Source organism: Pseudomonas sp. B21-019, assembly GCF_024749225.1.
In the GTDB taxonomy this organism is placed as follows: domain Bacteria; phylum Pseudomonadota; class Gammaproteobacteria; order Pseudomonadales; family Pseudomonadaceae; genus Aquipseudomonas.
In genome coordinates this window covers 1,859,618-1,880,190 of record NZ_CP087193.1, presented here as the reverse complement: position 1 = coordinate 1,880,190, position 20,573 = coordinate 1,859,618, and the positions used below count along the sequence as shown (strand labels likewise).

Here is a 20,573-nt window from a genome sequence, read left to right as displayed (position 1 = left end):
GGAGAACAATAAAAATGATCTTCACCCAGGAACACGAAGCACTGCGCCGCACCGTCCGCCAATTCGTCGATCATGAAATCAATCCCCACGTCGAGGAATGGGAAAAGGCCGGGCGCTTTCCGATCCATGAGATCTTCCGCAAGGCTGGCGACCTCGGTCTGTTGGGAATCTCCAAACCGGAAAAATTCGGCGGCATGGGCCTCGATTACAGTTACTCGATTGTGGCGGCCGAAGAGTTCGGCAGCATTCATTGCGGCGGCATTCCGATGTCCATCGGCGTGCAGACCGACATGTGCACCCCGGCCCTGGCGCGTTTCGGCTCCGATGAACTGCGCGAAGAATTCCTGCGGCCGGCGATCACCGGCGAGCAGGTCGGCTGCATCGGTGTTTCCGAAGTCGGCGCGGGCTCAGACGTCGCCGGGCTGAAAACCACGGCCCGCAAGGACGGCGACGACTACGTGATCAACGGCAGCAAGATGTGGATCACCAACTCGCCGAGCGCCGATTTCATTTGCCTGCTGGCCAACACCTCGGACGACAAACCGCACATCAACAAGTCGCTGATCATGGTGCCGATGAACAGCCCCGGGATCAGCCTCAGCTCGCACCTGGACAAGCTCGGCATGCGCAGCTCGGAAACTGCCCAGGTGTTTTTCGATAACGTGCGCGTGCCGCAACGCAACCGCATCGGCCACGAAGGCGCGGGGTTCATGATGCAGATGCTGCAATTCCAGGAAGAACGGCTGTTCGGCGCGGCGAACATGATCAAAGGCCTGGAGTACTGCGTCGACAGCACCATCGAGTACTGCAAGGAGCGCAAAACCTTCGGCAACGCGCTGATCGACAACCAGGTCATCCACTTTCGCCTGGCCGAATTGCAAACCGAAATCGAATGCCTGCGGGCGCTGGTCTACCAGGCCACCGAGCAATACATCAAAGGCCAGGACGTCACCCGTCTGGCCTCCATGGCCAAACTCAAGGCCGGGCGACTCGGTCGGGAGGTCAGCGACAGTTGCCTGCAATATTGGGGCGGCATGGGCTTCATGTGGGACAACCCGGTGGCCCGGGCTTACCGCGATGTGCGGCTGGTATCGATCGGCGGCGGTGCCGACGAAATCATGCTGGGGATCATCTGCAAACTCATGGGCATCCTGCCGGGGAAAAACAAATGAGCACCCTCCCCACCTGTCAAACCCTGCTGCTCGGCCTGCATGACAGCGTGCTGCACATCACCCTCAATCGTCCCGAAAGCCGTAATGCCATGAGCTTGCAGATGGTTGCCGAACTGCGTGCGGTGCTGGCGGCGGTACGCGATGACCGGCAGATTCGCGCGTTGGTGATCGGCGGTGCCGGCGGGCATTTTTGTGCCGGTGCCGACATCAAGGACATGGCCAACGCCCGCGCTCAAGGCCAGCCCGCCTACCGCGATCTGAACCGTGCGTTCGGTGCGCTACTGCAAGAGGTGCAACACGCGCCGCAAGTGGTGATTACGGTGCTGCAAGGTGCGGTGCTTGGCGGCGGCTTCGGCCTGGCTTGTGTCAGTGACATCGCGATGGCCGATCATCAGGCGCAGTTCGGCCTGCCGGAAACCAGCCTCGGCCTGTTGCCGGCGCAGATCGCGCCGTACGTGGTGCAGCGCATCGGCCTGACCCAGGCCCGCCGACTGGCCCTGACCGCCGCACGCTTCGATGGCACCCAGGCGCGGCGCATGGGGCTGGTGCATTTTGTCGAGCATGACCCACAAGCCTTGGCCGAACGCCTCGATGAGGTGCTGGCCCATGTGTTGTGTTGTGCGCCGGGGGCGAATGCGGCGACCAAAAAACTGTTGCTGGCGAGTGCCGGACACCCCTCGGATGATCTGCTGGATCAGGCAGCCGAGTGGTTCAGCGAAGCAGTGACCGGGGCTGAAGGGGTCGAGGGGACGATGGCTTTTGTGCAGAAGCGTAAACCAGGGTGGGCCGTTTAAAGAGCTTCGCGGGCAAGCGCGCGATGAGCCTTTACATTCACCGCAAAAACCAAGGAAATACCTCATGCCGGCCCTCAAGAAAATCCTGATCGCCAACCGCGGTGAAATCGCCTGCCGCGTCCAACGCACCGCGCAAAACCTGGGCTACCGCACCGTCACCGTATTCAGCGACGCCGACGCCAATGCGCTGCATGTGCAGACGGCCGACGAAGCCGTGAACATCGGCCCGGCCCCGGTGCAGCAGTCTTATCTGAACATCCCGGCCATCATCGATGCCGCCCGGCGCACCGGTGCCGATGCAATCCATCCCGGTTACGGCTTCCTCTCGGAAAACTCAGGCTTCGCCCTCGCTTGCCAACAGGCCGGCATCATCTTCATCGGTCCCAGCCCCGAAGCCATAGAGCTGATGGGCAGTAAACGGCTGTCGAAACTCGCCATGATCAACGCCGGCGTGCCTTGCATCAAAGGCTATCAGGGCAGCGAACAGGACGACGCCAGCCTGCGTCGCGAAGCCGAACGCATTGGCTACCCGCTGATGATCAAGGCCAGTGCCGGCGGTGGCGGTCGCGGCATGCGCCTGGTGCACAGCGCCGCCGAATTGCTGGAACAGCTCCGCACCGCACGCTCCGAAGCCCTGCACGGGTTTGGCAGTGACGAATTGATCCTCGAACAAGCCTTGATCGATCCGCGTCATGTCGAAGTTCAGGTGTTCGGCGACCAGCACGGCAACCTGATCTACCTCGGCGAGCGCGACTGTTCGATCCAGCGTCGCCACCAGAAAATCATCGAAGAAGCGCCCTGCCCGGTGATGACCGCCGAGTTGCGCCAGGCCATGGGCGAGGCGGCGCTCAAGGCGGGTCGCGCGGTGAATTACGTGGGGGCTGGCACCGTGGAATTCCTGCTGGATGCTCACGGCCGGTTTTACTTCCTGGAGATGAACACCCGGTTGCAAGTGGAACACCCGGTGACTGAACTGATCACCGGCCTCGATCTGGTGGCCTGGCAATTACACATCGCCGAAGGGCAACCGCTGCCGCTACGACAGGAACAAGTGCAGCTCAACGGGCATGCCATGGAGGTGCGCCTGTATGCCGAAGATCCGGCCCAGGGATTTCTGCCGCAAACCGGGCGAATTGTGGCTTGGGAGCCAGCGATCCAGGGCAGTGTACGGATCGACCATGGCCTGATCGAAGGCCAGTCTGTCAGCCCGTTCTATGACCCGCTGCTGGGCAAGCTCATCGCCCACGGTGCCACCCGTGAAGAAGCCCGGCGCAGGTTGCTGCGGGCGGTACAGGACAGTGTGCTGCTGGGCGTGCAGAGCAATCAGCGCTTGCTCGCCAATCTGCTGGAACACCCCCAGTTCATCAGTGGCGAGTTCAGCACCGGGTTCATCCCCACGAACTTCGCCGACCATCCCTGCCTGCACCCTCATGCGCCGAGCGCCGACGAGCTGGCCATCGCCGCGGTGCTTTTTTATCAAGCATCAGCGCAGGCTCACCCCGCCCCGCTGGCCGGTTGGCGCAACAACGCCAGCGTGCCTCTGCACTATCGGATCGGCCTGGAGGATCAGGCCTGGCCGGTCGAACTGCACGCTGAACCTGGCGAAACCTACCGCGTGCAGGTCGGCGCCCGAACCCTCGAACTGAAGGTCATCCAGTGCGACGGACGCTGGGCCACCCTGCAAATCGACGGCATCCGCCAACGCCATGCCTACCGCCTCGAAGCCGGGCAACTCTGGTTGTTCACGCGCCCCGGCAGCCTGCTGCTGGCCGACCGGACCCGGGCGCTGGTCAGCGGCCAGGCCAGTGTCAGCTCCGGCACGCTCAAGGCGCCGATGGACGGGGCGATCGTCGACGTATTGGTCAGTGAGGGCAGCCCGGTCAGCAAAGGGCAGCTGCTGGTGGTGCTTGAAGCGATGAAAATGGAGCATCCGCTCAAATCGGGTATCGACGGCGTGCTCAAGCGCTTGCAGGTCAGGGTCGGTGACCAGGTAAAAAATCGTCAGATTTTGTTGGAGGTCGAATAAGCCGCTAGGCGGATCCGCCGGGTTTGGCTACGCTCAAGCCCTATCAGGATGCGGATACCAGGAAACCTGCAATGCCTCACTGGCTGGTCATTGATCTGGAAGCCACCACCGATGAGGGCGGCTGGCCAGTAACAGAAATGGAAATCATCGAAATCGGTGCCACCCTCGTGGACCGTAAAGGCCGGGAACTGGATCACTTCCAGTGCTTCGTGCGCCCGTTGCGTCGGCCCCTGTTGACCCCGTTTTGCCGAGAACTGACCCACATCACCCAGGCCAATGTCGATGCTGCCCAGCCTCTGAGCGACGTCTGGGTTTCGTTCGAACACTGGCTCGACCAACATCTCTCGAATCTGGAAGGCTGGGCCAGTTGGGGTGATTACGACCGCAAACAGCTGCTTCAGGAATGGCAGCGGCTGCAACTCGACAGCGCCCTGAACCGGGTGCCGCACATGAATCTCAAGCAACGTTTCGCCAAGGCCTGTCGACTGGAGCGCCCGCTGGGGCTTAATGGCGCCCTGCAACTGGCGGGCCTGCAGTTCAACGGTCAGCAGCATCGGGCGCTGGAGGATGCGCGCAATACCGCGCGCCTGTTACCGCTGATTTTCCCGGCTAATCCTTGAGTGCAAGTGGTGACGCCTATCGACACCTTGTGCATACTGGCCGGCCCTTTTTAGCCCTTTTCGAGGAATCGCCCATGTTTAAAGTCAACGAGTACTTCGACGGCACCGTCAAGTCGATCGCCTTTGGCACCGCTGAAGGTCCGGCAACCATCGGCGTCATGGCACCGGGCGAATACGAATTCGGCACCAGCCAGCGTGAAATCATGCACGTAGTGTCCGGCGCCCTGACCGTCAAACTGCCTGACAGCAGCGACTGGCAAACCTTCGCCGCCGGCAGCCAGTTCAACGTGCCCGCCAACAGCAAGTTCCAGCTGAAAGTGGCCGTCGACACCGCTTACCTGTGCGAATATCGCGGCTAACCCCCTAGGGTTTCACAGCGAAAAAAAATGCCCGTGTCCAAGGACACGGGCATTTTTTATTGAGGGCTGCTATTCGAGGATCGTCACTGGCATACCGACTTCGAGCCGGCCATTACCGTCATTGACCAGGTTCTGCCCGAACATCGCGCCGTCCTCTTGAGCCCGATATTGCTGCAAGGTCGCCAGAGGTTCGCGGTCGTCGCTGCGTTCACCGGTCTGCGGGTCGATGGTGGTCAGAATACAACGTGAGCAGGACTTGACCACGCGGAACTCGACATCGCCAATGCGGATGCGCTTCCAGCCATCTTCGGCGAACGCCTCGCTGCCCTCGATCACCAGATTGGGCCGAAAGCGCAGCATCTCCAGCGGTCGCCCGACCCGTTGCGACAAGTCTTCCAGCGACGCCTGGCCAATCAGCAACAACGGGAAACCGTCGGCAAAAGCCACCTGATCGTCGTCCTTGCCGTAGCCGGCCTGGGTGGTCCGCGCACGATCGAGCGGCACATGCACCAGACGCGTCGGCTTGCCGATGAATTCACTGACCCAGGCAGCCGCAGCAATGCCGGCATCGGGCACGCGCAAGGTGTCGCGCCAGATGGTCACGCCACGCAACTCTGCATCGCTGGCGGGCAAGGCGATATCGATCGGTGAATAGCCTTGGGCACTGAGAGTCAAGCCACCGCTTGCGTTCCACAACGCCGACAGCTGACTCATTTTCGCCACCGCGCGCTGGGTCAGAAAACGCCCGCTGGCCTCGTCCACCAGCATCCAGCGTCGATCGCCGTCCAGCCCCAGTTTGTCCAGGCTGACCTGATTCAAGGTCTCGCCCTTGCCGGATTTCAACGGAAAACGATAAAGCGCGCTCAGATGCATGGCCACAGCTCCCTGGTGGGCAAAAACGCCACCCTATACGAGCTTGATCGCCGAATCAAAGACCCTGTGGCGAGGGGGCTTGCCCCCGTTGGGCTGCGCAGTAGCCCCAAACCCTGCCACCGCGCTTTTCCAGATCGTTATCAGGCCGGCACTTCGTCGAGCATCAGGCGCTGACGCACCACGTCGACGAGTTTGTCGGGCTGGAATTTGGAGAGGAAGTTGTCGCAGCCGACCTTCTTGACCATCGAGTCATTGAAACTACCCGACAGCGAGGTGTGCAAGACCACATAAAGGCCGCGCAAACGGGGGTCGTTGCGGATCTCGGTGGTCAGGCGATAGCCGTCCATCTCCGGCATTTCCGCATCGGTGAAGATCATCAACAGTTTGTCAGTCATGTTCACACCGGTATCAGCCCAGGCCTTGAGCATGTTCAGCGCCTTCAAGCCATCACTGGCGATATGCATTTTCACGCCCAACTGACCCAAGGTGTCGCGCAATTGCGACAGAGCCACGTTCGAGTCATCCACCAGCAGCACTTCACGGCCACGGGCGCGCTCCAGAACCGGATCGTCGAGTTTGTCGCGAGAGACCTTGGCGTTGTACGGCACGATTTCGGCCAGGACTTTTTCGACGTCGATGATTTCCACCAGTTGATCGTCGACTTTGCTGATGGCGGTCAGGTAATGCTGGCGACCGGCGCTGGTCGGCGGCGGCAGGATGGCTTCCCAGTTCATGTTGACGATGCGGTCCACGCCACCGACCAGGAACGCCTGCACCGAGCGGTTGTACTCAGTGACGATGATCGTACTGGTGGGGCTTGGCACCAGCGGACGCATGCCGATGGCCTGGGACAGGTCGATCACCGGCAGCGTCTGGCCACGCAGGTTGACCACGCCACAAACAAAGGGGTGGCGCTGCGGCATCAGGGTCAGCTTCGGCAGCTGCAGCACTTCCTGGACCTTGAAGACGTTGATCGCGAACAATTGCCGTCCGGCCAGCCGGAACATGAGAATTTCCAGGCGATTCTCACCCACCAGTTGCGTGCGTTGGTCTACCGTGTCGAGAATGCCGGCCATTAATGACTCCTGGGCTTGTTCTGATGAATTCACTAAAGAGAGTTATCGGCAGTTTTTGCCGAATCTTGACCCCCGGACAAAATGCCATGCCCAAGCATTGATGTCACATTAACATCATGCTTTACTGACCCCTTGATTCCATCTGCTTCATCCCTTGCGGCGCGACCTCGGTTTGCACGTTAGGTTCCCCTGTGTAAGGGATTCCCCTAGGCACAATCAGGCCCAACCTGATGTTCGCAATATCCAATAGCCATTAATGTGACGCCATTCTCATTGCATGAACGGAGTCAGGCTTTTGTGTGCGATCGCAGGTCAGTGGCCATCCACCCTCTCGAGTTCCCCAGTCGGTGCCCAAGCCTGCCAGAGCGCGATCTCACCAAGGCATGGCAGCGCCGGGACACGTAAGGTTCTCGTCGACACACACGACATTCCCTCATCTGACATGACGTTGTGGAGATAAGCATGGCGAACAACCCTAAAGAGTGGGCCCAGCGAATTCCGGAGTTTCTCGTCGAGGCTGAAACACTCCTGGCCAAGTCCGAGGAGTGCCTGAGTCATTTGCAGTTGATCAGCAATGACAAGGACGCCATCGATTGCATGCTCAGTACCCTTCTCAAGCTGGCAAGCAAGGCCGATGCCTTGGCACTGGCAACGGTTTCGGAATTCTCGCTGCACATTCATGGATTGCTGAGCCACGCCCAGAATCACATGGACCTGCACGATCAGGCCCTGGATGCGCTCAAGGATTGCTTCACGTTAATGGCCTGGCAACTCGAACTCATCGACCAGACCACCGGCCAACTCGGCCTCGATGACAGTGAACAGACGTCCCTGATCGAAGCGTTTGCATTTCAAGTGGGACAAAGTCAGTTTCAGCCGCCCAGCCACTCCAAGCAGTTCAGGCTCGTTTCGTTCTCTGAACGACAGGCTTGAATTCATCAACCCCGTGTTGCACATTTTTTATTGTAATGATGTCGCCCTGTTACTTGAGTGTGCGCATACCGCAATTGAATACTTCATACCCGTCGATGGCAGCTCGAAACAAATAGATACCCCGGCCCCGACTTCAGATAGTGCCTGCCAATAAAAACTAAACGCCTGGCACACTCGATATTTTTCGAAGATAAAAATCAAAAAGTTTTTCCATTGTGGAACTATCGTCCAAAAACGTTATTTCCTGAAGGTGCCTACCTATATGCCGAACGCGACCAACGGTATCTTAAGTGGTATTATGCCGCCCATTCGTTGACGTCAATTAATGACAGAGTGACCCTTGGCGCGAACAAGCTCATAACATTGAAGGCTTTATTTCGAGCATTGCACTGCCGTCATTAAAGGCGACTCATACAACCTATTTTCAAACAGAGACCCGTCAGCCCTTATGACCGGTCTGCCCGCAGCGAACATCCATTGGCTCCATCCGCTATGTACGCCAGCCTCAAGTCAATCGCCCTGTGGCCACCCTCCCGAAAAAGCGCGCGCCGGTTCACGCTTTTCGTGTGCACCTGCTCGGCGCTTGGCAGCCTGTTGGTCTACAGCTTGTCGATGCCTCTGCCGGTGAGTCTGCTGGTGCTCAATATTGCGGCGCTGACCTGCGTCTGGGTGGGGCATCGCCTCTCGCTCAAATCGATAAAGTTTCAGCCTCAAGAATTGGCCGACCGTCTGCTGGAAGTTCAGGAAAATGAACGTCACCGGCTCAGTCGGGAACTGCATGATGATATTGGCCAATTGCTGACCGCCGCAAAACTTCAGAGTGAATGGCTCAAACGTCGATTGCCTGAAGAACTGCAGGGTCAATGTTCGGTCCTCTGCGATACGCTGGACGAAACCCTGACCAAAGTTCGTGATGTATCAGCCATCCTGAACCCACGACAGTTGACCAGTCTCGGGCTGGAAGCCAGTCTGCGTGCGCATTTACTCAGAACCCTGGCCAATACGTCCGTGAACTGGAGCCTGGAATGCCATCAACGTTTGACTGGCATACCGGAAGAAATGGCGGTGGCGGCCTTTCGCATCACTCAAGAAGCGGTTACCAATATGCTGCGCCATGCCGAAGCCAGGAATCTGTTGGTCCGCCTGCAACGTCTGCCCCAAGGCCTGACGTTGTTAATCAGTGACGACGGCCTGGGGTTCGAGCCAGTGGCAGACCCTGCTCGCGAGGGGCAACGCGGAATGGCTGGAATGTCGGAACGGATCGATCAGTTGGGCGGTACGCTGACCGTGACCAGCGAGCCGGGCAAAGGCACTCAAATCGAAGCACTCTTCCCCTGGGCGCCCCGTGCGCTGGAACGGGCCAGTACGAATAAGGTTATGCGTTGACTTGTAACTTACTTCTGGTGGACGACCACTCGCTTATCAGGGCTGGCGTGCGCGCTCTGGTGCTGGATATTCCCGGCTATGCGGTCATTGGGGAGGCCAGTGACGGCTCGCAGTTACTCGAGATGGTCGAGCAACTGTCCCCGGACATCATCCTGCTGGATATCTCCATGAGGAAAACCGGTGGCCTTGAAGCCTTGCAGCGACTCAAACGAGTACGTCCGCAGTGCAAAGTGCTCATCCTGTCGATGCACACCGACCCGGCGCTCATCATGCAAGCACTCGAATCCGGGGCTCATGGCTACCTGCTCAAAGACACCACGGCCACCGAGCTCGAACATGCCCTGGATGCCTTGCGCAATAACGAACGCTACCTGAGCCCGGCCATTGCCCACACCGTCATCAACCAGGCGCTGACCCGAACCCAGAAAAATCAGGCGCCAACCCAGGACTCGCACAACCTGACGGCACGCCAGCTGGAAATCCTGCGATTGATTGTTCGCGGAAAATCCACCCGGGAAATTGCCAACGGCTTGGGCCTGAGCATCAAGACTGTCGAAACCCACCGCTCGCAGATCATGAAACGCTTGCAGATCTACGATGTGGCCGGCCTGGTGTTGTTCGCCGTACGCGAGCAAATCATCAGTCTGGACGATTAGCCGGATTCGAGCCGCTCAGCAGCGGCGAGCCCTCGGGCAAATGCACCGGCAATGCCGCCGGCCGTGCCGAAAAACGCAGGCTATCGCCCTCCAGAGGCTCACCATCAAGGTTGATATAAAGGCCCTCCGATACTTTGATCTCGACCCACGGCAAGCGGGCTCGCACAAACATGCTGTCGATTCCGAAACCATCGGTCAGCAGGTCTTTCAAGGTACCGACCACTTCCTGGGGCGCGGGCAAAATGCTGATATCCAGCAGACCATCGTCAGCCAGCGCCTGCGGGCACAACATATGACCACCACCAGCCTGTCGGCCATTGCCGATGCCTAATGCCAACAACTCACCGGCCCAGTGAAAATCCGGCCCCTGCAACTCGCCATAGGCGGCATGCAACTCACTGAAGCGCGATAAACCGGTGAAGAGATAAGCCGCGCCGCCAAGAATTTTTTTCAGATCCTCGGAAGTATTGGCCGTGACCTGACTGCCAAAACCGCCCGTGGCCATGTTCAGAAAAACCTGCCCGCCGACCTCCCCCAGATCAATGGCATGCGGGACGGCCTCCAAAAGCTCCAGCGCTTGAGCGGGCTCCAGGGGCACACCCGCGGCGCGTGCAAAATCGTTGGCGGTGCCCAAGGGCAAAAGCACCAGGCTGGCCTGCGTCGAATGCGCCGCCATGGCTTCGGCGATATCACGCAAGGTGCCATCGCCGCCGCCGGCAATCAGCTGCGTATAGCCCGCCGCCAATGCTTCCCCCACCAGCCGTTGCGCATCACCGGCCTCCCAGGTCAATCGAACAGCCAGTTCCCAGCCTTGTTGGCGCTTGCCTTCGACAGCTGAACGGACCTGCTCATTGAGTGCCTGCTTGCCATGCAGAATCAACAGCGCCTTGCGCTCGCTCATTTTGATCAGCCCCCTTTCCGAATCCGTATGGGAGATGTTGACCTCGCAGCCCCTCATAAAAGTCGCAAGGATTTCAATTATTTCCAGGGGAAGGACACTTGAGTCCTACAGAGCGGTATTTTTTCTTACAAAACCTGAGGAATCGGCTCAATTGACCCATCAGGGTAATTGGTACACCGTTGTGTCAGCGGTTATCAGTCATCACCAATAAATCACACAGGGACGTGCAAACAATGAATGGAACCTCTTTAAGGTCCTTAAAAATCGTAAGTAATAAAAGTATCGGCCACCTGAATGGTTTTAACGCAAGGAGCCAATTATTCCGTGCAAAGCCATGACCTCAGACTACCGGTAACTCCGGTCACGCCGTTCTCAGACAATCACGCCAATCAGCAGGCTGAATTCAAAAGCAGCGCAAAGCCCATCGGAGAAGTTGATATGGAACCTCGCGTCACTGAACTGGAGACACATCTCAAGTACATCCGCAGAGACCTGGATGAAGTCCGCGGCGACGTCAAATCCATCAAGCACAGGCTTGCCTATTCAGCTGGCGGAACAGCTGTGGTCCTGGGGCTTTTGAGCTGGATCTCCAACAGTCGCTTCGACCAGGTCGTGACCCTTCTGGCAAATTAAGGAACGGTCATGCACGCAAGCCCCAACGCTTTCGACCGGGCTTGCGTGGCAGAACCAGGACCTGCATCAGCCCAGGACTTCACTCAACGGGATGAAGCTCACACTATCACCCTCGATCAGCGTACGGTCCTCCAGCACTTCAACCAGACCATCCGCCCAGGCGGCACTGCGCAGTACGCCAGAGCTCTGATTCTTGTAGATGATTGCCCGGCCATTTTCCAGACGTCCGCGCAAGTACTCACGTCGGTTACCAGCCTTTGGCCAGACAAACCCTGCCGGTACCTGAAACTTCAGGGGTTCGATCTCTTTTACGCCTTGGCGGCGCAAGAGGTAGGGCCTCGCCAACAGAGCAAAAGTCACCAGCGTTGACGCCGGATTGCCGGGCAAACCAATGACAGGCACACCGCGAAAATGCCCGAACGTCAGCGGCTTGCCTGGCTTGATGGCAAGCTTCCACAGGGTCAACTCGCCCTCTTCCCGCAAGGCAATGCCCAGAAAGTCGGCTTCTCCCACCGATACGCCACCGGTGGAGAGAATCAGGTCGACATCCTTCAACTCGCCGAGACGGGCACGAGTGGTCGCTAAATCATCGGGAAGAATGCCAGCATCGATCACCTCACAGCCCAAGCGCTGCAACCAGCTGCAAAGCAACACTCGATTGCTGTTGTAGATCTGTCCCGGTCCAAGGGCCTGGCCCGGCTCAATCAGCTCATCCCCGGTAGACAAAACCGCAACACGAACCTTGCGAACCACATCCAGTTCAGCACATCCCAACGATGCCGCCAGCCCCTGCTCGATGGGCCCCAGGCGTGTACCGGCGGGCAAGATCAACTCACCGGCGGTGGTTTCCTGGCCTTGTGGACGGATGTTCTGTCCCGGGGTCATGGTCTCGGTGAAACGTACCCGCTCATCCGCCTGAACCTCGGCGTTCTCCTGCATCTCGACACAGTCGGCACCCGCGGGCACAGGCGCGCCGGTGAAGATCCGCGCACAGGTCCCAGGCTTCAAGGGCTCCGGAGCCTGACCCGCAAAAATCTTCTGGCTGACCGGCAACGGTTCTCCCGTCCAGTCGGCGACGCGCAAGGCATACCCATCCATGGCACTGTTGGGCCAAGGCGGCAGATCAAGTGTCGAGACCAGATCAGCAGCCAGTACACGCCCCTGAACCTGCGCCAACGGCAAGCGTTGGTGCTCATGAATTCTTGAGGCGTCGGCCATTTCCAGTAACCGCGCGAGCGCCACCTCGACGGCCATCAGGCTGCCAGTCTTGCCTGGCTTACCCGCGGGATTCACAGGGTGCCGCCTGTTTCAGATGGGTCACGAAATTGCACGGGCGGTGCCGGGAATCCAGTTGTTCGGCGAGAATGCCGTCCCAACCGGTGCGCACAGCATTGGTCGAACCCGGCAAGCAGCAAACCAGCGTGCCATTGGCCAGACCGGCCAAGGCCCGGGACTGAACCGTGGAAGTACCGATATCCGCCACCGATATCTGCCGGAACAGTTCACCAAAACCATCGACCTGCTTATCCAGCAAGCAACTCACCGCTTCGGGCGTGCTGTCACGACCGGTAAACCCGGTACCGCCAGTGATCAGCACCACTTGCACGACTTCATCGGCAATCCAGTTGGCCACTTGCGCACGAATTTTGTAGAGATCATCTTTGAGCAATACACGGGCCGCCAGGTTATGACCGGCAGCGCTCAAGCGGTCAACGAAGACCTGGCCTGAGGTATCGGTTTCCAGGGTACGGGTATCGCTGACAGTCAGCACCGCGATGTTGAGCGGTGCGAAAGGTACATCAGCCTTGGCTTTCATAGGCTCGTCCAGTTGTAGGAGAAACAGCCCGGTGTTATATCACAGCGCCTCATTTTTTCGCCGCCCCCATGGAGAAGTGCAATGACCTCGGATACACCTTTGGCGCCGTGCTCCATTTTGCTCCTGGCGGGCGGGCGTGGCCAACGCATGGGCGGTCGGGACAAAGGTTTGCTGGAATGGCACGGCGAGCCCCTGATCGCGCATCTGCACCGCAAGACCCGTCTGCTGAGCGATGATCTGATCATCTCCTGCAACAGAAACCTGGAGAAATATGCGCCTTATGCGGATCAACTGGTCCATGACGATGAAGGCGACTTTCCGGGGCCATTGGCGGGTATTCGCGCAGGCCTGAAGGCCGCCCGCCACACGCACCTGCTGGTATTGCCCTGCGATGTGCCACGCATCGATGCGGTGCTGCTCCAGAACATGCGTGAAACTGCCGCGCAGCATCCGGACAAACCGTTGATGCTGCGCCATGGAGAACACTGGGAACCTTTGCTATGCATGATTCCCGTCGTTCTTTCAGGGGCTTTCGAGACGGCCTGGAACGAAGGCGAGCGCAGCCCGGGCCGACTGATGCGCACATTGGGCGCCATGGCCCTGCAGTGCCCCGACAACGACCCTCGCCTGGCCAACCTCAATACGCCGGAACTGTTAAGCACGCATCACACTGTGTCAGACTGACGCTCGAAGGAACTTGCACGCGCTGCATACGTCTCAAGCTCAGTATTCAAAAGATTTTCCATTCGGAGACACACCCATGACCCAACGGACCCTCGCCACTTTCATGCTCGCACTGGGCCTTGCGACCCTCGCCGGTTGTGCATCGCCTTCAGTGATCACCTTGAATGACGGTCGAGAAATCCAGGCCGTCGACGCGCCTAAGTACGATCAAGAGTCGGGCTTTTACGAGTTCGAACAGCTGGATGGCAAACACATCCGTATCAACAAGGATCAGGTTCGTACCGTTAAAGAGTTGTAATCTTTGCGGCGACCATCGGATACAGAAAAGCCCGCTTTTAAAGCGGGCTTTTTCGTGGCTGAAGCAAAGCAGGTTTGCCTGTAATCACCACTCCAGGGTGATTGTGCTTTCGAACTCTCTTTCCTGCCCCGTAACCGGATCAACAAATCGCAATCCCTGGGCCAACAGCTTCAAGGGGTTGGCATAGTCGTCTTCTACGTCCTTGAGCACCCGCGGATAGAACGGGTCATTGCAGATGCCAGCCCCCAGGGCCGCCATGTGCACTCGCAACTGATGTTTCTTGCCCGTTACCGGGTAAAGCGCATAGCGCCAGAATTCACCGTTTTTTTCCCTGACCTCGACAGCCGTCTCGGTATTGCTGACGCCCGGACCTTCCTGCATGCGAAAGAACGGCTCGCCATCGATGAGTCGACTTTTATGAACCATCGGAAAGGTCAGTTCAGGCAATGCCCGGGCGATTGCTTCGTAGCGTTTTTCGATCTGGCGTGTAGGAAACAATGACTGATACGCTGACCGACTCTGAGGATTGGCTGAGAACAGCACCAGCCCTGCCGTATGCCGGTCAATACGATGCAAAGGCACCAGATGCGGGTTATCCAGTCGCCGGATCAGTCGTCGCAGCAATGTCTGCTCCACATACTCCCCAGCCGGCGTCACCGGCAGGAAGTGCGGTTTGTCCGCCACCACCAGATGCTCGTCGGCATAGAGGATCGACTCCACCACCGGGATCGGTTTTTCGTCCGGTACTTCACGAAAATAATGAATCCGCAGACCTTCCTTGTAAGGCAGATCCAGGGCAATCGGCATGCCTTGCCCATCGAGGACACGACCGCGAGCAATTCTGTCCAGCCATTGCTCACGACCGATGGCGCTGAAGTGTTCGCACAGGCAATCGAATACGGTCTGCCACGGACCAGGCGGCAGATAGAGCGTGCTGGCCTGGTTGTGCGCAGCAGAAAAAGATGAAGTGGACATACGAAAAGCTCTAACCCTCAATGCAGGGCAGCATTATCCAACAGTGGCCGGAACGAACCTAGAAGAGAATCCTCAGGCCGGTATCGACTGGGTTCGAGCGGCCGCTTCGGTGAACTCCTTGAGCCAGCGCAGCACATCGACCGCTTCCCAGCGACCCGGATCATAAAGCGCATACAACAACCCCTGATAGCCCACGACATCGAGCTGCCGGTGATAACCCGCACGCTGGAACAAGGCTTCGATTTCGGCGAAACAGGTATTGAAATGCAGTTTGTTGAAAGGCGTTTTTCCTTCCGTGACCAGACCATCCAGACGCAATTCGAGAACCGCCTCGCGCACCACGTCCGCCGACATCCGGTTCACGCTGTTCTTCAATTGTTCGACATTGACCACATTTCATCCCTCTGACGTCCGGGATCATCTGCCCAAACCCGAACAGGGAGAAGCATGGCAGGCAATCCGAATAACTGTATGCACATACAGTAACCGAATAACCAACCTTTCGCCAACGAATGAAACGAGGATCGCGACAGATGGGGGCATCGCCAGCAGTGTCAGGATTCGCGCAGGAACGCCACCACCTGCTCGGCACTAAACGGCCAGCCCAGTTCAGCGCCGGTATCGACCCGACGCAACACCGGAATACGCAGGCTGTAGGCTTCGAACCAGGTTTCATCGTCAGCGATATCCACCAGCTCCACCAACAGACCACGCTCGACAAACTCCATCAGCATGGCTTCGGCGACTTCACAAAGATGGCAACCAACGGTGCCGAACAGCTGACATTCAGGAGGCATGACGACAAGACCAAACGAGTAAGCGCTCATTCTAGGCCCACCATCAAACGCAGTCGAGCCGACGTCCGAGCAACGGTGATTTGAAGAGTTTTCGGCAAAATTCTGACGCAAATCATTTGCGTCGCCGGTCATTTGCGCGATGCTCGCGTCTTTTTTGCCTCTACGCTTGAGTAGCCATAACCCTCACCGGAGTTTTTTGTGTTTGCCAACTTGTTGATCATCCTCGCCTCCTCCCTGGTGGTGATTGCACTGTTCCAGCGCCTGCGTTTGCCACCGGTGTTGGGCTACTTGTGCGTAGGGCTGATGATCGGGCCGACAGCGTTCAACTGGGTGAATGAAAACGAAGACTTGCCCGATCTGGCTGAATTGGGCGTGGTGTTCCTGCTGTTCTCCCTGGGGCTTGAGTTTTCCCTGTCGAAGATGCTCGCACTGCGCCAGGTGGTGTTTGGCCTGGGCAGCCTGCAAGTGCTGGGGTCCGGGATCTTGCTGGGGGCATTGCTGATGCTGTTCGGCATGCCGATCACACCGGCCCTTTTACTCGGTGCTGGCCTGGCGCTGTCGTCTACCGCCATTGTCAGCAAGGAATTGAGCAGCCTCGGCGAAATATTCAGCCGTCACGGCCAGAATGCCATCGCCGTGCTGTTGTTCCAGGACGTGATTGCGGTGTTGCTGCTGACGCTTGTGCCGGTGTTCGCCGGCAGCAGCGACCAGGCCTGGTATTGGGCACTGCCGCTGACGCTGGCCAAGACCCTGGTGCTGTTCGTCGGTTTGCTGCTGGTCAGTCGCTGGTTTCTGCCACGGCTGTTCCATGAAGTCGCCGCGGCCCGGTCCGCGGAGCTGTTCGTGCTGTTGGCACTGGTGATTGTTCTGCTGACGGCCTGGCTGACTCACCTGCTCGGCCTCTCCCCTGCCCTGGGCGCCTTTCTCGCTGGCATGCTGCTGGGCGAAAGCCACTACCGACATCAGATCGAGGCCGACATCCGTCCATTCCGCGACATCCTGCTCGGAGTGTTCTTCGTCAGTATCGGCATGCTGATCGACTTGCGCCTGTTTGCCAGCCACGGCCTGTTGATTCTCGGTCTGACGTTGGGGTTGCTGCTGATCAAGGGCACCCTGGTCGCACTGCTGGTCAAATGGCGCGGCAGCGATGGCGAAACCGCCTGGCGCAGCGGCCTGGCATTGGCCCAAGGGGGTGAGTTCTGTTTTGCCCTGATGGCGCAGATGCAACAGAACAAATTGATGCCCGCCGACCTCGGCGGCCTGCTGCTGGCCGCCACGTTCTGCTCGATGCTGGTAACGCCTGTACTCCTGCGCGCCGCTCCCCGCATCGCCATGCGTCTGCACCGCAAACCCAACAAAGCAGCCGAACTCGAAGAAATCAGCGCGCTCAACGCCGGCCTGCACAATCACGTGGTGATCTGTGGCTACGGCCGCGTCGGTCAATCCATCGGGCGTTTCCTGCGTCATGTTCAGCAACCGTACATCGCGTTGGACACCGATCCGGTGCGGGTCCAGGAAGCCGTGGTCAATGAAAGCAGTGTGCACTACGGCGACTCACGCCGCGGCGAGCTGCTGATCGCGATAGGGCTGGAGCGCGCAAGACTGTTGGTGGTTGCCGTGGACAAGACGGACATCGCCCTGCTGATTCTCAAGGAAGCACGGCGGTTCAACCCGACCGTGCCGATCCTGGTGCGCACCCGGGATGACAGTCAGTTGGCCGAGTTGAAGGCGGCCGGCGCCAGCGAAGTCGTACCCGAGTTGCTGGAGTCCAGCCTGATGCTCGCCTCCCACGCGCTGATCATGCTAGGCATACCCGGCCAGCAGGTGCAGGACCGGGTCGACCAGGTACGGCATGACCGCTATCGCCTGCTGCACGACTTTTACCCCGGCGCCGACGATGAAGAACGCTGATTCAATCCTGGCTCACGGCGCCGATCTTGTGCACCGACAAGTCCGCGCCGTAATACTCTTCTTCCTGGCTCAGGCGCAGGCCATGGACCGCCTTGATCGCGCCATACACGGCAAAACCACCGGCCAGCGCCACGACTACCCCCAAAGAAGTGCCGATCAACTGACTGATCAGGCTCACGCCCCCCAAACCACCCAAAGCGATTTGCCCGAAGATGCCGCAAGCGATCCCGCCCCAGACACCACACAGCCCATGCAAAGGCCAGACACCCAGCACATCGTCGATACGCCATTTGCCTTGAGCTGCGGTAAAGCACCAGACAAACAGTGCTCCGGCGATGGCGCCGGTCACCAATGCGCCCACCGGGTGCATCAGATCCGAACCGGCGCAGATCGCCACCAATCCGGCCAACGGGCCGTTATGCAGGAAGCCCGGGTCATTGCGCCCGACGATCAACGCCGCCACCGTGCCGCCGACCATGGCCATCAACGAATTCACCGCCACCAGCCCGCTGACTCCTTGCAGGGTCTGGGCGCTCATCACGTTGAAACCGAACCAGCCGACGATCAGGATCCACGACCCCAACGCCAGGAAGGGAATGCTCGACGGCGCGAATGCCACCAGTCGCCCGTCGCGATAACGACCTTGCCTCGGCCCCAGCAGCAACACCGCCGCGAGTGCCAGCCAGCCGCCCATGGCGTGAACCACCACGGAGCCGGCGAAGTCATGGAAACTGGCGCCAAAACGTGCCAGCAACCAGGCTTGCAGACCGAAGTTGCCGTTCCAGACCACGCCCTCGAAGAAGGGGTAGATAAACGCCACGATCAGCGCCGTCGCGCACAACTGCGGGACGAACCGGGCGCGTTCGGCGATGCCTCCGGAAATAATCGCCGGTATCGCCGCGGCAAAGGTCAGCAGAAAGAAAAACTTCACCAGCCCATAGCCATGATCGGCGGTGATCACCGCCGCCGGTTGCATGAAACTGACCCCATAGGAAATCCAATAGCCTATAAAGAAGTAGGCCAGGGTCGAAATGGCGAAGTCGCTGAGGATCTTCGACAAGGCGTTGACCTGATTTTTTTGGCGAACCGTACCGACCTCAAGAAAGGCGAAACCGGCGTGCATGGCAAGAACCATGACCGCACCGATAAGTATGAACAACGTGTTGGAGCTATGGACCAGACTGTCCACAGCACTTTGCAGATTTTCCATGGATTGGCAGACCTGAAGGCTGAAAAAAAGCACCAAAGCAGTTCGCACAGATGGTCGACGCACCAAGTTGCAGCTCATCCAGACCGCAACGCTGATCCGGATGAACCGCTTTGGCGCACAAGACCGCCGCCTCTGCGCGAGTTTTGATTGTTTGAGTCAGGGGTTTCCTGAAATCATGCCCGGCAACAGCGCAATAGCGCCGGCTGACGCACCACGACGTAGCAAAAGATGTACCAGTCATTTGTACTGAACCTTCGCGCAAGGCTCATACTCGAACGCTTCAGAAGCCACTTACGGAGATCACCAATGGCACGCACCAAGGCAAAGACTGCTCAAGAAATTCTGATGGAAGATTTTCAGACACTGGTCAGCGACACCGAGCGGTTGCTGGAACACACCGCCTCCCTGGCCGGTGATCAGGCCGATGAGCTGCGCGAGCAGATTCGCGACAGCCTGCTGCGTGCCCGGGAAACCCTGAAGCTGACCGAAGACGCCCTGCACGAGCGCGGCAAAGCGGCTGTCGCCGCCACGGAAGATTACGTCCAGGCCAACCCATGGCAATCTGTCGGGATCGCAGCCGGCGTGGGTTTCCTGATTGGTCTGCTGGCCACTCGGCGCTGATATGGCGATCGATGAATCCGGCTCGTCCGCGACGGGCACCCGCTCTTCATCGCGGCGCCTGGGTGCCGCATTTCTTGGATTGCTGCACAGCCATGTCGAACTGTTCGGCATCGAGCTACAGGAGCAAAAAGCACGCACCGTAAGCCTGTTGCTGTTTGCCGGCCTGACGCTGGTCTTTGCCTTGTTGTTGCTGGTGGGGTTGTCGACGCTGGTGTTGATCCTGTTTTGGGACACCTATCGCCTGGCGGCAATCATCGGGCTCTGTGTGTTCTACACCCTCGCAGCGTTGTTCTGCGCAATGCGCTTGAGGGCGGCGATTTTCGATGAGTCCTCGCCCTTCCATGGCACTCTGGAAGAACTGGCCAACGATCGGGAGCGCCTGTTGCCATGAACCTGCCTGAACTTCCCCGTAACAGCTCGCGCACGGAAATGCGCAAGGCGCTGATCCGCCTGCGCATGGAAATGCATCGCCAGGAAATTCGCCACGAATCCCAACAACTGCTGCAGCCCCTGCAACGGGTGCGTGGCATGACGCAGAACTTGCAAGACGGTTTCGGCATCAAACACGCCCCGCTCTGGGGCATCGCGGCCGTGATCGGGTTGGGCTTTCTGACCGGCAAGGGTGCCAAGGGCGGAGGTATCGGCAGCCTGACCAAGCTGGTTAGCCTGGGCGCTGCATTGGGGCCACTGATCAAGTTGGTCATGCAGAGCGCTTCGCGCAAAAACTAATCAGTTTTGTCTGGCTGCATTCTTGCAATACCACCGGGATTAACCTCTTTATCGAGAGGTTGATCCTGCGTGCCTACCTGGCGACCAGGTTTTATCCAGAACA

At 58.8% G+C, this 20,573-nt stretch carries 24 protein-coding genes; 15 read left to right on the top strand and 9 right to left on the bottom strand.

Annotated features, from left to right (window positions below; all coding sequences use genetic code 11):
• The first annotated feature begins 14 nt into the window (after nucleotides 1–14).
• From atuD to LOY36_RS08440, 5 genes are all read left to right on the top strand, one after another.
• Nucleotides 15–1,172: a citronellyl-CoA dehydrogenase gene (gene atuD / locus LOY36_RS08460; protein ID WP_258672909.1), complete on the top strand. Its 1,158-nt coding sequence runs from the start codon at nucleotides 15–17 to the stop codon at nucleotides 1,170–1,172.
• Nucleotides 1,169–1,966, top strand: coding sequence for an enoyl-CoA hydratase/isomerase family protein (locus LOY36_RS08455; RefSeq protein ID WP_258672908.1), 798 nt, complete (start codon nucleotides 1,169–1,171; stop codon nucleotides 1,964–1,966). Before atuD ends, LOY36_RS08455 begins: the two co-directional genes overlap by 4 nt.
• Nucleotides 1,967–2,030: 64 nt before the next feature.
• Complete coding sequence (locus LOY36_RS08450; RefSeq protein WP_258672907.1) at nucleotides 2,031–3,992, top strand: acetyl/propionyl/methylcrotonyl-CoA carboxylase subunit alpha; 1,962 nt, start codon at nucleotides 2,031–2,033, stop codon at nucleotides 3,990–3,992.
• 71 nt (nucleotides 3,993–4,063) lie between these two features.
• On the top strand, nucleotides 4,064–4,612 hold the full coding sequence (locus LOY36_RS08445; protein ID WP_086944671.1) for an exonuclease domain-containing protein: 549 nt from the start codon (nucleotides 4,064–4,066) through the stop codon (nucleotides 4,610–4,612).
• A 74-nt stretch (nucleotides 4,613–4,686) separates the two neighbouring features.
• Nucleotides 4,687–4,971, top strand: coding sequence for a pyrimidine/purine nucleoside phosphorylase (locus LOY36_RS08440; protein ID WP_018929993.1), 285 nt, complete (start codon nucleotides 4,687–4,689; stop codon nucleotides 4,969–4,971).
• A 69-nt stretch (nucleotides 4,972–5,040) separates the two neighbouring features.
• On the opposite strand, the gene LOY36_RS08435 is transcribed toward LOY36_RS08440, so the two are convergent.
• Together LOY36_RS08435 and LOY36_RS08430 are read right to left on the bottom strand one after the other, a co-directional pair.
• Nucleotides 5,041–5,844, bottom strand: a complete 804-nt coding sequence (locus LOY36_RS08435) for an MOSC domain-containing protein (protein ID WP_019650576.1) — start codon at nucleotides 5,842–5,844, stop codon at nucleotides 5,041–5,043.
• Nucleotides 5,845–5,984: 140 nt separating this feature from the next.
• Entirely contained in the window at nucleotides 5,985–6,920 is a 936-nt protein-coding gene (locus LOY36_RS08430) for a chemotaxis protein CheV (RefSeq protein WP_018929995.1), read from the bottom strand.
• Nucleotides 6,921–7,382: 462 nt separating this feature from the next.
• Here LOY36_RS08430 and LOY36_RS08425 point away from each other — a divergent pair, with 462 nt between their 5' ends.
• The 3 genes from LOY36_RS08425 (at nucleotide 7,383) to LOY36_RS08415 (ending at nucleotide 9,895) form a co-directional block, all read left to right on the top strand.
• Complete coding sequence (locus tag LOY36_RS08425; protein WP_019582507.1) at nucleotides 7,383–7,853, top strand: hypothetical protein; 471 nt, start codon at nucleotides 7,383–7,385, stop codon at nucleotides 7,851–7,853.
• A gap of 492 nt (nucleotides 7,854–8,345) precedes the next feature.
• The gene (locus tag LOY36_RS08420; RefSeq protein ID WP_258674153.1) at nucleotides 8,346–9,239 is read left to right on the top strand and encodes a sensor histidine kinase; all 894 of its coding nucleotides are present in this window, start codon (nucleotides 8,346–8,348) and stop codon (nucleotides 9,237–9,239) included.
• Nucleotides 9,236–9,895, top strand: a complete 660-nt coding sequence (locus tag LOY36_RS08415; RefSeq protein ID WP_019582509.1) for a response regulator transcription factor — start codon at nucleotides 9,236–9,238, stop codon at nucleotides 9,893–9,895. Before LOY36_RS08420 ends, LOY36_RS08415 begins: the two co-directional genes overlap by 4 nt.
• Here the strand turns inward: LOY36_RS08415 and yegS are convergent.
• Entirely contained in the window at nucleotides 9,879–10,796 is a 918-nt protein-coding gene (yegS, locus tag LOY36_RS08410; protein WP_258672906.1) for a lipid kinase YegS, read from the bottom strand. The two genes, LOY36_RS08415 and yegS, sit on opposite strands and share 17 nt — an antisense overlap.
• 324 nt (nucleotides 10,797–11,120) lie before the next feature.
• Between yegS and LOY36_RS08405 the strand changes: the two genes are divergently transcribed.
• Nucleotides 11,121–11,429 (top strand): hypothetical protein, encoded by a 309-nt coding sequence (locus LOY36_RS08405; RefSeq protein ID WP_019650572.1) that lies wholly within the window; start codon nucleotides 11,121–11,123, stop codon nucleotides 11,427–11,429.
• Between the two features lie 66 nt (nucleotides 11,430–11,495).
• Here the strand turns inward: LOY36_RS08405 and glp are convergent, their stop codons facing one another.
• Both glp and moaB read right to left on the bottom strand, forming a co-directional pair.
• On the bottom strand, nucleotides 11,496–12,722 hold the full coding sequence (gene glp, locus LOY36_RS08400) for a gephyrin-like molybdotransferase Glp (protein ID WP_028939025.1): 1,227 nt from the start codon (nucleotides 12,720–12,722) through the stop codon (nucleotides 11,496–11,498).
• Nucleotides 12,706–13,245, bottom strand: coding sequence for a molybdenum cofactor biosynthesis protein B (gene moaB, locus LOY36_RS08395; RefSeq protein WP_007940044.1), 540 nt, complete (start codon nucleotides 13,243–13,245; stop codon nucleotides 12,706–12,708). Before moaB ends, glp begins: the two co-directional genes overlap by 17 nt.
• Before the next feature lie 81 nt (nucleotides 13,246–13,326).
• Here moaB and mobA point away from each other — a divergent pair, with 81 nt between their 5' ends.
• Together mobA and LOY36_RS08385 are read left to right on the top strand one after the other, a co-directional pair.
• Nucleotides 13,327–13,929, top strand: a complete 603-nt coding sequence (mobA, locus tag LOY36_RS08390) for a molybdenum cofactor guanylyltransferase MobA (protein ID WP_258672905.1) — start codon at nucleotides 13,327–13,329, stop codon at nucleotides 13,927–13,929.
• A gap of 76 nt (nucleotides 13,930–14,005) precedes the next feature.
• Entirely contained in the window at nucleotides 14,006–14,227 is a 222-nt protein-coding gene (locus tag LOY36_RS08385; protein ID WP_007940041.1) for a YgdI/YgdR family lipoprotein, read from the top strand.
• Between the two features lie 84 nt (nucleotides 14,228–14,311).
• On the opposite strand, the gene LOY36_RS08380 is transcribed toward LOY36_RS08385, so the two are convergent.
• From LOY36_RS08380 to LOY36_RS08370, 3 genes are all read right to left on the bottom strand, one after another.
• Nucleotides 14,312–15,202 carry a pseudouridine synthase gene (locus LOY36_RS08380; protein ID WP_258672904.1) on the bottom strand — a complete coding sequence of 297 codons (891 nt, stop codon included), beginning with the start codon at nucleotides 15,200–15,202 and terminating at the stop codon, nucleotides 14,312–14,314.
• 72 nt (nucleotides 15,203–15,274) lie between these two features.
• Entirely contained in the window at nucleotides 15,275–15,595 is a 321-nt protein-coding gene (locus tag LOY36_RS08375; RefSeq protein WP_007895054.1) for a hypothetical protein, read from the bottom strand.
• Between the two features lie 161 nt (nucleotides 15,596–15,756).
• A complete protein-coding gene (locus tag LOY36_RS08370; protein WP_019582515.1) occupies nucleotides 15,757–15,999 on the bottom strand; it encodes a glutaredoxin family protein in 243 nt (80 codons plus the stop codon).
• Nucleotides 16,000–16,197: 198 nt separating this feature from the next.
• Between LOY36_RS08370 and LOY36_RS08365 the strand changes: the two genes are divergently transcribed.
• Nucleotides 16,198–17,910 (top strand): monovalent cation:proton antiporter-2 (CPA2) family protein, encoded by a 1,713-nt coding sequence (locus LOY36_RS08365; RefSeq protein ID WP_258672903.1) that lies wholly within the window; start codon nucleotides 16,198–16,200, stop codon nucleotides 17,908–17,910.
• Between the two features lies 1 nt (nucleotide 17,911).
• On the opposite strand, the gene LOY36_RS08360 is transcribed toward LOY36_RS08365, so the two are convergent.
• Complete coding sequence (locus LOY36_RS08360; protein ID WP_230139274.1) at nucleotides 17,912–19,120, bottom strand: ammonium transporter; 1,209 nt, start codon at nucleotides 19,118–19,120, stop codon at nucleotides 17,912–17,914.
• A gap of 306 nt (nucleotides 19,121–19,426) precedes the next feature.
• Between LOY36_RS08360 and LOY36_RS08355 the strand changes: the two genes are divergently transcribed.
• The 3 genes from LOY36_RS08355 to LOY36_RS08345 are packed head-to-tail and all read left to right on the top strand — an operon-like array spanning nucleotide 19,427 to nucleotide 20,470.
• Entirely contained in the window at nucleotides 19,427–19,741 is a 315-nt protein-coding gene (locus LOY36_RS08355; protein ID WP_258672902.1) for a YqjD family protein, read from the top strand.
• Nucleotide 19,742: 1 nt separating this feature from the next.
• Nucleotides 19,743–20,132, top strand: coding sequence for a phage holin family protein (locus tag LOY36_RS08350; protein ID WP_258672901.1), 390 nt, complete (start codon nucleotides 19,743–19,745; stop codon nucleotides 20,130–20,132).
• A complete protein-coding gene (locus LOY36_RS08345) occupies nucleotides 20,129–20,470 on the top strand; it encodes a hypothetical protein (RefSeq protein ID WP_258672900.1) in 342 nt (113 codons plus the stop codon). Before LOY36_RS08350 ends, LOY36_RS08345 begins: the two co-directional genes overlap by 4 nt.
• Nucleotides 20,471–20,573: the final 103 nt, after the last annotated feature.

What these genes read in the sequence shown, in the direction of transcription:
- LOY36_RS08350 (WP_258672901.1), top strand. Translation starts at nt 19,743, where the DNA reads ATGGCGATCGATGAATCCGGCTCGTCCGCGACGGGCACCCGCTCTTCA.
- LOY36_RS08425 (WP_019582507.1), top strand. Translation starts at nt 7,383, where the DNA reads ATGGCGAACAACCCTAAAGAGTGGGCCCAGCGAATTCCGGAGTTTCTC.
- atuD (WP_258672909.1), top strand. Translation starts at nt 15, where the DNA reads ATGATCTTCACCCAGGAACACGAAGCACTGCGCCGCACCGTCCGCCAA.
- LOY36_RS08345 (WP_258672900.1), top strand. Translation starts at nt 20,129, where the DNA reads ATGAACCTGCCTGAACTTCCCCGTAACAGCTCGCGCACGGAAATGCGC.
- LOY36_RS08430 (WP_018929995.1), bottom strand. Translation starts at nt 6,920, where the DNA reads ATGGCCGGCATTCTCGACACGGTAGACCAACGCACGCAACTGGTGGGT.
- LOY36_RS08445 (WP_086944671.1), top strand. Translation starts at nt 4,064, where the DNA reads ATGCCTCACTGGCTGGTCATTGATCTGGAAGCCACCACCGATGAGGGC.
- LOY36_RS08360 (WP_230139274.1), bottom strand. Translation starts at nt 19,120, where the DNA reads ATGGAAAATCTGCAAAGTGCTGTGGACAGTCTGGTCCATAGCTCCAAC.
- LOY36_RS08435 (WP_019650576.1), bottom strand. Translation starts at nt 5,844, where the DNA reads ATGCATCTGAGCGCGCTTTATCGTTTTCCGTTGAAATCCGGCAAGGGC.
- LOY36_RS08440 (WP_018929993.1), top strand. Translation starts at nt 4,687, where the DNA reads ATGTTTAAAGTCAACGAGTACTTCGACGGCACCGTCAAGTCGATCGCC.
- LOY36_RS08455 (WP_258672908.1), top strand. Translation starts at nt 1,169, where the DNA reads ATGAGCACCCTCCCCACCTGTCAAACCCTGCTGCTCGGCCTGCATGAC.
- LOY36_RS08380 (WP_258672904.1), bottom strand. Translation starts at nt 15,202, where the DNA reads ATGTCCACTTCATCTTTTTCTGCTGCGCACAACCAGGCCAGCACGCTC.
- LOY36_RS08355 (WP_258672902.1), top strand. Translation starts at nt 19,427, where the DNA reads ATGGCACGCACCAAGGCAAAGACTGCTCAAGAAATTCTGATGGAAGAT.
- LOY36_RS08370 (WP_019582515.1), bottom strand. Translation starts at nt 15,999, where the DNA reads ATGCCTCCTGAATGTCAGCTGTTCGGCACCGTTGGTTGCCATCTTTGT.
- yegS (WP_258672906.1), bottom strand. Translation starts at nt 10,796, where the DNA reads ATGAGCGAGCGCAAGGCGCTGTTGATTCTGCATGGCAAGCAGGCACTC.
- LOY36_RS08385 (WP_007940041.1), top strand. Translation starts at nt 14,006, where the DNA reads ATGACCCAACGGACCCTCGCCACTTTCATGCTCGCACTGGGCCTTGCG.
- LOY36_RS08420 (WP_258674153.1), top strand. Translation starts at nt 8,346, where the DNA reads ATGTACGCCAGCCTCAAGTCAATCGCCCTGTGGCCACCCTCCCGAAAA.
- LOY36_RS08450 (WP_258672907.1), top strand. Translation starts at nt 2,031, where the DNA reads ATGCCGGCCCTCAAGAAAATCCTGATCGCCAACCGCGGTGAAATCGCC.
- moaB (WP_007940044.1), bottom strand. Translation starts at nt 13,245, where the DNA reads ATGAAAGCCAAGGCTGATGTACCTTTCGCACCGCTCAACATCGCGGTG.
- mobA (WP_258672905.1), top strand. Translation starts at nt 13,327, where the DNA reads ATGACCTCGGATACACCTTTGGCGCCGTGCTCCATTTTGCTCCTGGCG.